Origin of the sequence: Solirubrobacter phytolaccae (genome assembly GCF_027587195.1) — a bacterium.
In the GTDB taxonomy this organism is placed as follows: domain Bacteria; phylum Actinomycetota; class Thermoleophilia; order Solirubrobacterales; family Solirubrobacteraceae; genus Solirubrobacter; species Solirubrobacter phytolaccae.
This window is the reverse complement of record NZ_JAPDDP010000003.1, coordinates 134,637-147,261: the sequence shown is the minus strand read 5'-3', so window position 1 is coordinate 147,261 and position 12,625 is coordinate 134,637. Positions and strand designations below refer to the sequence as shown.

Below are 12,625 nucleotides of genomic sequence, written 5' to 3'. Positions count from 1 at the left end.
GCCGACTCAGGCGCAGTTGCGGAGCCGGTACACGATCATCTCCGGCCCCGGTCGCTTGAACGCGGACTCGATGTAGTTGAACGACTTGTCCACCTGGTAGCGCGGCAGGTTGCCGTCGGTGGGGTCGGTCTTGAAGACGACGTCGGCCTGCTGCTCGAGCGCGGCGTAGTACTTGAGCGCCGCGGGCGCGCGCTTGGGCTCGGCCTGCGCGCGGCCGTACTGCGTGGAGCCGGTGACGATCCAGCACACGCCCTCGCGCCGGTAGATGTCCACCAGCCCGGGGGTGAGCGTGCGCTCGTAGTTCTGGAAGTTCGCGGTGCGCCGGGCACCGCCGTGCTCCTTGGCGAGCTCGGCGATGATCGCGTCGTTGCGGTTGAAGCGCTCCCACTGCTGGATGGGGTGCGCCTTCGCGCCGCCGCCCGGCGTGGAGCCGTACCACTCGGTCGGCGCGATCGGCTCGAACGACACCTTCGTGCCCTGCGGGACGTTGGCGACGAGCCAGTTGCGGGTCTGCGTGCGCGTGTCCTCGCGGCCCATGACGATCGCGTTCTCGATCGTCGGGATCGCGGTGACGAGGATCAGCAGCGTCGTCACGAGGGCCGGAACCCAGAGCTTCTTCGTCCTGGCCTCGGCGAAGGCGACCGACAGCGCGTAGCCCACGAGGACCGCGAGCGCCGGGTACAGCGGCAGCATCCAGCGCGCGTAGAAGCGGCTCTGGCTGCCCATGTACAGCCAGTACAGGAAGATCAGGCCGCCGAGGACGGCGGCCTCCTTGTAACGGCGCTTGGCGATCAGCAGGGCCCCGCCGAGGACGGCGAACACGCTCGGGAACCAGCCCAGCGCCCACGTGGAGGACGTCAGGTAGTACCACCAGCCGTTGCGCTCGGGCTGGCCGAGCAGCGCCGCGCCGCCCGCGAACTTGCGCTGGCGGTCCAGGTCGTTGATGAACGTGTCCCAGTCCGCGAACAGGTACGGGTTGGTGACGATCACGGCGGCGATCGCGATCAGCCCGGCGAACACGAGGCCCTTGAGCGCGTCCTTGATGGACAGCGGGCTCAAGAACGCGGCGATTACCAGCGCGATCACGACCGCACCGTCGGAGTACTTGAAGCTCGCCGCGAGGCCGACGGCGGCGCCGCCCGCGAGCAGCGCCTTCGTCGAGCCCGTGCGCAGGACGACCGCGCACGCCCACAACGCGAGCGCGCACGGCAGCATCCCCGGCCCGTCGTTCAAAGCGAGCCGCGAGTAGAAGACCGGCAGGAACGTGACGGCGATGACCGCCGCAGCGATCAGCCCGGCCTTGCGCCCGAACCACGCCTTGCCCGCGAAGTACGTCGCCGCGACCGTCCCGACCCCGAAGAACACGCTGATCCAGCGGCCCGCGAGGAACACCGCGCCCGCGTCGTCCGCGAACCACTGCTCGACGCCACCCAGATGGATCACGCTCAGCCATCCGGCGAGGATGTAGGTCAGGAACGGCGGGTTGATGAAGTACCCGGGGTTCAGGTCCCCGGTCGTCATCGCCACCGCGTGCGGGACGAAGTGCGCCCGCTCGTCCAGGTTGTACGCGTACGGCAGCCCGTGCCCCAGGCTCCACACCCGCAGCCCGAACGCTACGAGCAGGATCAGCGCGAGGATCGCGGCGGGTGCGCGGTCGCGCGAAATCACGGCGGTCGAGTGTACGAGGGACGCTGAACGGCTGATCACACCCGCGGGCGGTTTCGGCTTCCCCATACGAACGGGGAACGCGGCGGCAGCGGGTGTGCTCGGCCGTTGACGTTCAGGCGGCCAGGTCCATTGACATCGGCACGTCCGGGACGAGCAGGGCGCAGTCGGCCGTCCCGCCCAGGCGCGCGAAGTACGTCGACCGCACCCAGTCGATGCGGACCGGAACCGCCGCGATCATGCCCGCGAAGCGCGCCGCGGCGTGGGCGTCGCCGAACAGGTCCGAACGCCAGGCGTGCGCCGGGCGGACCGAGACGTCGACCGTCTCCTCGCCTCGGAAGGACGCGTAGACCTGGCGGGAGAGCTCTTCGGAGAGCAGCGGGCCGGACTCGCTGTTGAGCAGGTAGGCGCCGGACTCGACGGCCAATCGGTACTCGGTCTTCTCGTCGTCCAGCAGGAGGCCGGCGACGGCGTGGCCGCTCACGAGGCGCGGCCGGAAATGGGCAGGGAGGAGCGCCGCCGCGACCGTGGGGTCGAGGCGGTAGTTGACGATGAGCTTCATGGCGTGGGCTTGTGGTCCCGAGGTGAGGGGTTCAGGAGGGTGCGGGCGCCGAGGACCGGGCCCAGCACGGCGAGGACCCAGAGCCAGTCCATGCCCCAGGGCTCGCGGACGCTCTCGTTCGCGGCGATAACGACGGCCAGCGAGAGGAGCGGGTAGGCCAGCAGCGCCATCGACTTCTTGGCGATGCCGGCGCGGCGGGCGCCCATGACGACGCCGATCCAGGCGGCGCCGGCGACGATGATGCCGCCGTTGTCGTTGACCGCCCAGCGTTGAGCGATGATCAGGGCCCAGGCGATCGCCAACAGGCCCCAGAGACCCATGCGGGCCTTGTCGCCGGCCACGACCGTGTAGACGAGCGCGATCACGGTCGCGATGATCAGCAGGAAGAACACGGTGCCGCTGAGCGCGACGGCGAGCAGCCACGCGATCGCGGCCACGGCCCCGGCGAGGACACCCCCGCGCAGGGCCGCGTTGACGGTCTTGGCCGCGCGTTCCTTGCGGCTGGGCTTAGGCCCCGAAACGGTGTCGAGGAGCGCGGCGGTGCTCATAGAGCCAAGGTACCGCTCCTACCTCGAAAGTCACTTGGGGACAGCCCCAGTCTTCAGGCGGGGACAGCCACCCTTTCCTCCTCGCGCACGAACCGGTTCTGCTCGGCCGCGACCTCCATGTCCATCGGGTCGGTGATGTCCGGCTCACGCGGCGGGAGCTTGAGCAGCGAGTAGGCCAGGCAGACCAGACCCGCGAGCCCGTAGCCGAGCGCGATCCGCGGGTTCGAGAAGACGTGGACCTCCTCGGAGTGGATCAAGCCGACGAGCGTCAGCACGCCGCCGACCCCGCACGCCGCCGCCGCGTGGATGAACCGCCGGTCGATCACGAACACCGCGATCGTGCCCAGGATCATGCCGACGAGCACCGATCCGGCGCCGATCGTCGCCAGTCCGCCGTACAACACGCCGCCCGCGGCCAGCGCGTCGACCCCGACCTCCTGCACGCTCGTCCCGGCGGCCAGCAGCGCGTCGTGGACCATCCCCGAGCCCCATTGCGCCAAGGACGGGATCGCCGCCAGCACCACCGCCGCGTAGTGCGCCTTGGGCACCGCGACGAACGCCTGCGAGCCGATCACGAGACCGATGAAGAGCAGGATCGGCACGATCGCCGGGATCGGCAGCAGCGCGGCGAGCAGCGGGAAGAGCCCGAAGGCGCAGAGCGCGAAGATCAGCACGCCGGACGCCAGCGAGTAGGAGATGCGTCCGCCGGCGGCCTTCCAGCCGGGATGCCCGATGTACACGGCGGGAGGGAACGGCGAGCCCAGCGCGGCGCCGACGACGGCACCGGTGCCGTCGGCCAGCAGCACGTGGCGCAGGTTGTAGTTGTCGCCCGCCGCGGCGGCCGACTCCACGTTGCTCATCGCCTCGGTGAAGTTGTAGATGCCCAACGGGATCGCAGTTGCGAGCAGCGGCGAGATGCCCTCGAGCCCGTCGAACAGCAGGTCGACGTTCAGCGACGGGATGCCGATCGCGATCGCCTCGACGGAGTCGGTGACCGCGGCGGGCTCCATGTAGCCGCCGATCCAGCCGATCGCGCAGCCGACGAGCAGCGCGGCCAGGCCGATCGGGAAGTTCCCCGGCAGCCGCACGCCCGCGATGAACCCGGCGATGATGATCATGAAGACGGGCAGCGCGATCCACAGCGCGCCCCACATCTGCGCGCCCGGCCGCATCGAGATGAACGCGAGCGAGATGCCGGCGAGCGTGCCGAGCATGGCCGCGCGCGGCGTCAGATGGCGGATCGTCGGCCCGACGAACGCGCCGATCAAGATGATGCAGCCGATGATGAAGGCCCAGGCGAGGCCGGCGGTCCAGGCGGCGACGGCGTCCTGGGTCGCCAGGTACGTCGGCAGCATGATCACCAGCGTCACGATGAACATGTGCGGCACGCTCGGCCCGTACGGCAGCGCCGTCACGTCCGCGCGCTTCTCCTTCATCGCCAGCCGCCGCGCGAGGTAGAAGTAGAAGATGTTGCCGACCAACAGCTCGATGCCGAGCGCCGGCAGGATGATGCCGTAGACGTCGTCGGGCGCGATGTTGACGACGCCGATGCACAGGCCGGCGAGCACCAGCACGTTGACGAGCATGTTGATGCCGAGCCCGAAGAAGGCGTTCAGGTCGCCTCGGGTCCAGAACGGGAGGGTCATGCGCGGGCTCCGACGGGGAGGGAGGACAGAAGGTCCGACGATGAGCCCACCCAGCCGAAGATCCCGCCCTGGGCGGAGATCATCCGCAGCGCGACCTCGTGGAACTCGGGGAAGTAGGAACCGCAGCAGTCGCTCAAGACGAGACACTCGAACCCGCGGTCGTTGGCCTCGCGCACGGTCGTGTGCACGCAGACCTCGGTGGTGACGCCGGTGACGATCAGCGACGTGATCCCACCGTTGCGCAGGATCAGTTCGAGGTCGGTGGCGTAGAAGGAGCCCTTGCCGGGCTTGTCGAGCACGATCTCGCCCGGCAGAGGCGCGAGCTCGTCGACGATGTCGTGCCCGTACTCGCCGCGGATCAGGATCCGGCCCTTGGGCGAGTCGGTCCCGATGAACTCACCGCGCGCGTACTTGGCCGGCGGGCAGTCGCTCATGTCGGGCCGGTGGCCCTCGCGCGTGTGGATGATCGTCATCCCGAGCTCACGCGCGGCGGCAAGCACGCGCTGCAGCGGCTCGACGGCGGCGGACAGCAACGAGACGTCGTTGCCGAGCGCCGACCCGAAGCCGCCCGGTTCGAGGAAGTCGCGTTGCATGTCGATCACGACGAGCGCCGTGGTCTCCACATCGAACGCGAACGGGCCCGGCTTCGCGGGCACAAGCGTGGTCATCAGCCGCCTTCTTTCGTGAGGGCCGCCGCGAGCGCGATCAGCAGTGCTTCCCCGCCGGGACCCGCCACCAGCTGCAGGCCGACCGGCAACCCTTCGGTGGGGCACGGCACGGAGATCGCCGGGAACCCGACGAAGCTCCAGAGGATCGCGTTGCGCGACAGGATCGTGAGGTACTCGTCGGCTCGCTCGACCACCGGCGCCAGGACGGGCGCCGTCGGCATAACGAGCACGTGGTGCTCACGCAGGACCGCGAGCATCTCCTCCCTCAGCGCGGCGCGGTAGCGCTGCGCGTCGATGTAGTCCGTGGCGGGAACGCCGTCCGCGGCGTCCAGCTGGTCACGGACCTCCGCCCAGTACAGCGAGCGGTCCAGCCCGGCGGCGCGGTGGAAGGTCGCGGCCTCGCAGCGCGAGACGAGCAACCCCATCGCGTTGGCGCCGCCGAAGTCGGCGGCGGTGGGACGGTCGGTCTCGCGCACAGACGCCACGAGCCCGGTCAACTTGTCGATCTGGCGCGCCACGGCCGCTTCGACCACGGCCTCGGCGCCTTCCCAGGCGGCGGTCGCCAGGCCCACGCGCAGGTGGTTCACGCGTGCGCCCACCGCCGGAGCGATCGCGGGCGCGTCGGGCCGGAGCGCGTCGAGCGCGAGCGCCGCGTCTTCCACGCCGGACGCCATCACCGCGGCGTGGTCCATCGTCCACGAGAGCGGGACGATGCCGCGCGTGGGCACGGTGCCGTAGGTCGGCTTCAACCCCACCACGCCGCACAGCGCCGCGGGAACGCGGATCGACGCGCGGGTGTCGGTCCCCAGCGAGGCGAGGCCCATCCCGGTCGCGACCGCGATCGCCGACCCGCCGCTCGACCCGCCCGGGATCCGCGTGGGGTCGTGGGGATTGCGCGCCTGCGGGGAGGTCACCCCGAGCGCGAACTCGTGCGTGCTCGTCTTGCCGAGGATCACGGCGCCGGCCGCGCGCCACAGGTCCACGCCCGCGGCGTCGACCTCGGGCACCTGGTGGAACGCGTCGGAGCCGCAGCGCGTCGGCATGCCGGCGACGTGGATGACGTCCTTGACGCTCACGGGGATGCCGTGGAGCGGGCCGCGGACGGTGCCGGCGCGCCGCTCGGCGTCCCGCGCCCGGGCCTGCGCGAGCGCGCCCTCCGCGTCGACGTGCACGAACGCCGTCCACTCGTCCTGCGCGATCCGCGCGAGTGCGGCCTCGACCAGCTCGACGCTGGAGACGCCCGCGGCGCCGGCGATCGCGCCGGTCGAGGGCAGCCCGCCGAGCGCCGGCAGCGGCGCGGGCGGTGCCCCGAAGACCTCGTAGGCCGGACGCGATTCCGGCGGGTCGATGACCTGCGCGGCGAGCCGTTCCCGGGCGGCGGCGAAGGCGTTGGTGGCGACTGAGCTCACGGTCGTTCCTCCTCGAACATGCGCGTGAGCAGCTCGCCCACCCGGCGCTCGACGACTTCGGCACTGCGTTCGATGTGCACGCGCATCAGCGCGGCGCCGGCGTCCGTCTTGCCGGACCGGAGCGCGTCGAGGATCTCCAGGTGCTCCTCGATGGTCGTCACGATCCGGTCCACGGTCGTGAAGTCGTGGATGCGGATCACGCGGATGCGCTCGTTGATGTCGTGCAGGTAGCGCTCGGTGGCGCTGTTGCCGGAGGCGTGGGCGATCGCCTCGTGGAAGCTCTCGTCCGCGTAGACGAAGTCCGGCGACTCGTCGCGCTCGGAGCGCAGCTCGAGCCACTCCTCCTGCAGCGGCTCCAGCTTCTCGGGGTCCGCCGTGCGGACGGCGAGGTCCTCCAGCACGGTGCGGACGGCGTACAGCTCGCGGGTCGCGGTCACCCGCGGCGCGTTCGGCCGCACGCCGCCGGAGCGGTCGCGGACGACGTGCCCGTCGCCCTCCAGCCGGCGCAGCGCCTCGCGCACCGGCGTCCGGCTCGTGTTGAAGCGCTCCGCGAGCTGCTCCTCGACCAGTCGCTGGCCGTAGGGGAACGTGCCCGAGAGCAGTGCGGCGCGGAGCTCGCGATGGACGTCGTCAGCGCGCGTCAAGAGCCTGCACTGCGAGGTCGAAGGCCTGCAGCGGCGGGTGCGTGACGCCGCCGCCGATCTGCCCGATGCCGGGCTGCTTGTGCGCGATGCCGGTGTGCACGGGTGGGGAGAGCCGCGTCGCCGCGACCTTGCGCGCGTCGATCCCGAGGATCGCGGCGCGCCCGTCCGGGAAGCGGATGTCCGGCGACTCGCCGGCCGCGATCGCCCGCAGCTCGGTGTCGATGGCGTCGATCGCGTGGACGTCCAGGCCCACGGACGGCGCCGAGATCGGCGAGGCCGCCACGGCCAGCGCGCCCAACCCGTAGGTCTCGACGATCGCGGAGTCGCCGAGGTCGGGGTTCATGTCGGCGGGCGTGTAGCCGGGGAAGAGCTTCGCCGGGGCCGGCAGCGCGGCGGGGCCGACGAACCACTGGTCGCCGAGCCCCGAGACACGGATGCCGACTTCGACGCCGTTGCGGGCGATCGCGGTGAGGACCGGCGAGCCGGGCACGTCCGCGGCGCAGTCGAGCGCGAGCTTGGAGAAGAGCATCGCGAGGTTGAGGAAGAACTGGCCGTTGCCGGCGATGAACGCGCGCACCTCGGGCTGCTCGATGCCGAGCGCGTCGAGCGTCAGCGCCGTGCCCTGCTCGGTGCGGTGGTGCGCCTCGTCGCCGAGCGCGATCGACTGCACGTGCAGGTCGAACAGGTCCAGCGGCGCACCGTCGAGCGCGCGGCGCAGCTCGGGGGCGAGCACGTCCTTCATCCAGATGAGCCGCTCCAGGACCTCCGGGCCGTCGGCGCCGTAGCGCAGGACGGCACCGGAGCCCTCGTTCAACGGACACCACGCGACCTTGCCCGTCGCCTCGTCGCGCGCCACCCAGACCGGCATGCTCGGGTTCACGACGCCGGCCATCGGCCCGACGCCGCCCGCGTCGTGGTTCGTCGTCAGCGGGATCTCGCCGTCCTCGACGAGCGCGAGTGCGGCGGCGGGCGTCTCGGCGACGCCCTCCAGCCACAGCGCGCTGCCGAGGGCGGCCCGCATCGGCGGGCACATCCGCTCCGGCTCGATCGGCGGCCCGGCGTGGCTGACGCCGCCGGCGGCGTGGTGTGCGGAGATCTCGGAAGCCGGCACGACGTCGACCACCATCGGCCGCGCAGCGGCCAATCGAGCCACCGCATCCGACTCTGTATGCAGCGCTGCGTTCATGGGCCGCGAAGCTACGGACCCCGGAGGGCTGCGAAAACGGACCGGCGGTCACAGCCGCGCGCGCCAACGCTGGACCGTGTGTCCGAGGGAGGGGGTCCGGTCCGCCCGTACGCTCAGCCAGTGGGCCTCTATGACCCTGCCTTCGAGCACGACGGCTGTGGCGTCGCGTGCCTGGCGCGCCTTGACGGGCAGCCGGCGCACGAGACGATCAGTCGCGCGATCGACACCCTGGACAACCTGGAGCACCGGGGTGCCGAGGGCGCGGACGCCGAGACCGGCGACGGCGCCGGCATCCTGACCCAGATCCCCGACGCGTTCCTGCGCGCGGAGCTGGACTTCGCCCTGCCGGCCGCGGGCGAGTACGCGGTCGCCGTGTGCATGCTCCCGCGCGAGGACGACCGGCGCGAGGCGGCCGAGAGCGTGATCGAGCGGTTGGTCGTCGACGGCGGCCAGCGCGTGCTCGGCTGGCGCGACGTGCCCGTGGACGAGCGCGTGCCCGGCTCGGGCGCGCGGCCGACGATGCCGGTCATCCGCCAGCTGATCGTCGGCCACGGTGAGGGGCACTTCGAGCGCGCGCTGTACGGGATCCGCCGCCGGGCCGAGCGCGGCCTGGGCGACGCCGTGTACTTCACGAGCTTCTCGTCGAAGACGATGGTCCTGAAGGGGATGCTCGGCGCGCCGCAGCTCCCACGCTTCTACCGCGACCTGTGCGACCCGCGGTTCGCCAGCGCGCTGGCGATCGTCCACTCGCGCTTCTCGACGAACACCTTCCCGAGCTGGCCGCTCGCGCACCCGTTCCGCTTCGTCGCCCACAACGGCGAGATCAACACCCTGCGCGGGAACGTGAACTGGATGCGGGCGCGCGAGCACGGCCTGGGCGAGTTCGCCGAGGTGCGGCCGGTGATCCCGAGCGGCGCGTCCGACTCCGCGAGCTTCGACGCCGTGCTCGAGCTGCTCGTGCTCGCGGGCCGCCCGCTCGCGCACGCGGTGATGATGCTCGTGCCCGAGGCCTGGGAGGGCCGCGACGACCTGCCCGAGAGCCTGCGCGGCTTCTACGCCTACCACGAGCAGCGCATGGAGCCGTGGGACGGGCCGGCCTCGATCACGTTCTCCGACGGGAAGATCCTCGGCGCGAAGCTGGACCGCAACGGGCTCCGCCCGGGCCGCTGGCTGCAGACGGACGACGGCTGGGTCGTGCTGGCGAGCGAGACGGGCGCGATGCCGGTCGATCCCGCGCGGGTGGTCAAGCGCGGGCGGCTGAAGCCGGGCGCGCTGTGGATCGTCGACCTCGAGCGCGGGCTGGTGCTCGCCGACCGCGAGGTGGAGTGCGAGATCGCGTCGCGCAAGCCGTACGGGCAGTGGGCCGACGAGGCGACGATCCGGCTCGAGGACGTCGCGGTGACCACCACGCGGCCGCTGCCGCCCGGTGGCGTGGCGCCCGCGTTCGGCTACACCCGCGAGGACCTCGACGTGATCATCGGGCCGATGGCCGCGGCGGGCAAGGAGCCGACCGGCTCGATGGGCGCCGACGCCGCGCTGCCCGCGCTCAGCGACCAGTCGCCGTCGCTGTTCAGCTACTTCAAGCAGCGCTTCGCCCAGGTCACCAACCCCGCGATCGACTCGCTGCGGGAAGACCTGGTGATGAGCCTGACGACGTGGCTCGGGTGCGGCCCGGACCTGCTCGACGACGGGCCGGGCACCGCGCGCCGGCTCCGGTTGGACACCCCGATCCTGACCGGCGAGGACCTCGACCGCGTGTGCTCGTCGCCGCTGGCGTGGGTGCCGCTGGACGCGACCTTCCCGACCTCGCTCGGGGAAGCCGGGCTCGAGGCGGCGGTCGAGCGCCTGATCGGCGAGGCCGTCAAGGCGGTGTCGGCAGGCGCGGAGCTGCTCGTCATCGGCGACCGCAACGTGGGTGCCAAGCGCGCGCCGGTGCCCGCCCTGCTGGCCACCGCGGCGGTCCACCACGAGCTCGTGCGGGCGGGCCTGCGCACCCGCGCTTCCCTCGTGATCGACTCGGGCGAGCCGCGCGAGGTGCACCACTTCGCCTGCCTCATCGGCTACGGCGCCGACGCCGTCCATGGCTGGCTCGCGGGCGACGGGATCGTCCCCGCGCTGAGCCCGGGCCTGCGCAAGGTGATGTCGAAGATGGGCGTCTCGACCGTCTCCGCGTACCGCGGCGCCCAGGTGTTCGAGGCGATCGGGCTCGCGCCGGAGCTGATCGACCGCCACTTCGCGGGCACGCCGTCCAAGCTCGGCGGGATCGGCCTGCGCGGGCTCGCGCGCGAGGTGCTCGAGCGTCACGCGCGCTCCTCCCTGCCCGGCGGCGGGCTCTACCGCTGGCGGCGCGGCGGTGAGCGCCACGGCTGGAACCCGGACACGATCGCCGCGCTGCAGCGCGGCGAATGGCGGCGCTACGTCGAGGCCGCCGACGACGCCGCGCGCCACGGCTCCCTGCGCGGGCAGCTGGCGTTCCGCGAGACGGACCCGATCGACCTGGACAACGTCGAGCCGGCGACCGAGATCATGAAGCGCTTCGCGACCGGCGCGATGTCGCTCGGGTCGATCTCGCCGGAGGCGCACGAGTCGCTGGCGGTCGCCATGAACGCGGTCGGCGGGCGCTCGAACACGGGCGAGGGCGGCGAGGACCCGGCGCGCTTCCACGACAACCGGCGCTCCTCGATCAAGCAGGTGGCGAGCGCGCGCTTCGGCGTGACGATCGACTACCTCGTCAACGCCGACGAGCTGCAGATCAAGGTCTCCCAGGGCGCCAAGCCCGGCGAGGGCGGCCAGCTCCCCGGCCACAAGGTCGACGCCAACATCGGCCGGCTGCGGTACGCGACGCCCGGCGTGGAGCTCATCTCACCGCCGCCGCACCACGACATCTACTCGATCGAGGACCTCAAGCAGCTCATCCACGACCTGCGCTGTGCCAACCCGCGCGCCCGGATCTCCGTCAAGCTCGCCGCCGAGGCGGGCGTGGGGACGGTCGCGGCGGGCGTCGTGAAGGCGCACGCCGACCACATCGTGATCGCGGGGTTCGACGGCGGCACCGGCGCCTCGCCGCAGTCGTCGCTCATGCACGCGGGCGTGCCGTGGGAGCTCGGGTTGGCGGAGACGCAGCAGACGCTGGTGCGCAACGGGCTGCGCTCGCGGGTGGTGCTGCAGGCCGACGGCGGCATGCGCACGGGGCGCGACGTCGTGATCGCTGCCCTGCTCGGCGCCGAGGAGATCGGGGCCTCGACGGCGCCGTTGGTGGTGCTCGGCTGCATCATGATGCGCGTCTGCCACCTGAACACGTGCCCGGTGGGGATCGCGACGCAGGATCCCGAGCTGCGCGAGCGGTTCGCCGGCAAGCCCGAGCACGTCGTGCGCTTCTTCACGCTGCTGGCTGAGGACGTGCGCGTGATCATGGCTTCGCTCGGGATCGCGCGCTTCAAGGACCTGGTCGGGCGCGTGGACCTGCTGCGCGTGGACCGGCTGGACCACTGGAAGGCGACCGGGCTCGACGTGACGCCGCTGCTCGGGCGGGGCGGCGACGGCGACCGGCGCTCCCGTCCGGTGACGATCGACCTGGAGGCGCCGCTGGACTATGAGCTCGTCGAGCAGCTCCCGGTCGTGCGCGGCGAGTACGCGATCACCAACCGCGACCGCACGGTCGGTGGGCTGCTGTCCGGCGAGATCGTGCGGCGCGGGATCGAGGCCGACGTGCGCGTGACGTTCCGCGGCTCGGCCGGACAGAGCTTCGGCGCGTGGCTCGCGCCGGGCGTCGACCTGACGGTGATCGGCGACGTCAACGACTACGCCGGGAAGGGGCTGTCCGGCGGCGTGATCACGGTCCACGGCGTCGCCGACGGCGACGTGGTCGCAGGCAACACGACGCTCTACGGGGCGACTTCGGGCCGCGCGTTCTTCCGCGGGATGGCGGGTGAGCGGTTCGCGGTGCGCAACTCCGGGGCCGACGCCGTCGTCGAGGGCTGCGGCGACCACGGCTGCGAGTACATGACCGGCGGCCACGTGGTCGTGCTCGGCCCGACGGGCCGCAACTTCGCGGCGGGCATGAGCGGCGGGATCGCCTACGTGCTGGACCTGGACCCGGCGCGGTGCAACCGGACGCTGGTCGGGCTGGAGCCGCTGGACGACGACGACGTGCGGATCGTGCACGCGCTCGTCGACGAGCACATCGGGCGCACGGGCTCGACCGTGCGGGTCGACTACCGCCGGCTCGTCAAGGTCATCCCGCACGAGTACAAGCGGGCGCTGCGGCGTGACGTGCCCTTGGCGGAGGCCGCCTGAG

General features: G+C 72.1%; 9 protein-coding genes. 1 reads left to right on the top strand and 8 read right to left on the bottom strand.

The features are described 5' to 3' along the window. Positions 1–6: 6 nt before the first annotated feature. The 8 genes from OJ997_RS02660 to OJ997_RS02625 form a co-directional block, all read right to left on the bottom strand. Positions 7–1,668 carry an ArnT family glycosyltransferase gene (locus tag OJ997_RS02660; RefSeq protein WP_270023448.1) on the bottom strand — a complete coding sequence of 554 codons (1,662 nt, stop codon included), beginning with the start codon at positions 1,666–1,668 and terminating at the stop codon, positions 7–9. A gap of 112 nt (positions 1,669–1,780) precedes the next feature. Next, positions 1,781–2,227, bottom strand: a complete 447-nt coding sequence (locus tag OJ997_RS02655) for a hypothetical protein (protein WP_270023447.1) — start codon at positions 2,225–2,227, stop codon at positions 1,781–1,783. After that, a complete protein-coding gene (locus tag OJ997_RS02650; protein ID WP_270023446.1) occupies positions 2,224–2,775 on the bottom strand; it encodes a hypothetical protein in 552 nt (183 codons plus the stop codon). Before OJ997_RS02650 ends, OJ997_RS02655 begins: the two co-directional genes overlap by 4 nt. A 53-nt stretch (positions 2,776–2,828) precedes the next feature. After that, the gene (locus tag OJ997_RS02645; RefSeq protein ID WP_270023445.1) at positions 2,829–4,421 is read right to left on the bottom strand and encodes a hypothetical protein; all 1,593 of its coding nucleotides are present in this window, start codon (positions 4,419–4,421) and stop codon (positions 2,829–2,831) included. Further along, a complete protein-coding gene (locus tag OJ997_RS02640) occupies positions 4,418–5,089 on the bottom strand; it encodes a cysteine hydrolase family protein (RefSeq protein WP_270023444.1) in 672 nt (223 codons plus the stop codon). The genes OJ997_RS02645 and OJ997_RS02640 overlap by 4 nt, the downstream gene beginning before the upstream one ends. Then, positions 5,089–6,498 (bottom strand): amidase, encoded by a 1,410-nt coding sequence (locus OJ997_RS02635; protein WP_270023443.1) that lies wholly within the window; start codon positions 6,496–6,498, stop codon positions 5,089–5,091. The genes OJ997_RS02640 and OJ997_RS02635 overlap by 1 nt, the downstream gene beginning before the upstream one ends. Beyond that, a complete protein-coding gene (locus OJ997_RS02630) occupies positions 6,495–7,142 on the bottom strand; it encodes a GntR family transcriptional regulator (protein ID WP_270023442.1) in 648 nt (215 codons plus the stop codon). Before OJ997_RS02630 ends, OJ997_RS02635 begins: the two co-directional genes overlap by 4 nt. Continuing rightward, positions 7,129–8,328, bottom strand: coding sequence for a YlbE family protein (locus OJ997_RS02625; RefSeq protein ID WP_270023441.1), 1,200 nt, complete (start codon positions 8,326–8,328; stop codon positions 7,129–7,131). The genes OJ997_RS02630 and OJ997_RS02625 overlap by 14 nt, the downstream gene beginning before the upstream one ends. Here OJ997_RS02625 and gltB point away from each other — a divergent pair. Further along, positions 8,311–12,624: a glutamate synthase large subunit gene (gltB, locus tag OJ997_RS02620; protein WP_272599258.1), complete on the top strand. Its 4,314-nt coding sequence runs from the start codon at positions 8,311–8,313 to the stop codon at positions 12,622–12,624. The genes OJ997_RS02625 and gltB overlap by 18 nt on opposite strands. Position 12,625: the final 1 nt, after the last annotated feature.

What these genes read in the sequence shown, in the direction of transcription:
- OJ997_RS02625 (WP_270023441.1), bottom strand. Translation starts at nt 8,328, where the DNA reads ATGAACGCAGCGCTGCATACAGAGTCGGATGCGGTGGCTCGATTGGCC.
- OJ997_RS02645 (WP_270023445.1), bottom strand. Translation starts at nt 4,421, where the DNA reads ATGACCCTCCCGTTCTGGACCCGAGGCGACCTGAACGCCTTCTTCGGG.
- OJ997_RS02640 (WP_270023444.1), bottom strand. Translation starts at nt 5,089, where the DNA reads ATGACCACGCTTGTGCCCGCGAAGCCGGGCCCGTTCGCGTTCGATGTG.
- OJ997_RS02650 (WP_270023446.1), bottom strand. Translation starts at nt 2,775, where the DNA reads ATGAGCACCGCCGCGCTCCTCGACACCGTTTCGGGGCCTAAGCCCAGC.
- OJ997_RS02655 (WP_270023447.1), bottom strand. Translation starts at nt 2,227, where the DNA reads ATGAAGCTCATCGTCAACTACCGCCTCGACCCCACGGTCGCGGCGGCG.
- gltB (WP_272599258.1), top strand. Translation starts at nt 8,311, where the DNA reads ATGCAGCGCTGCGTTCATGGGCCGCGAAGCTACGGACCCCGGAGGGCT.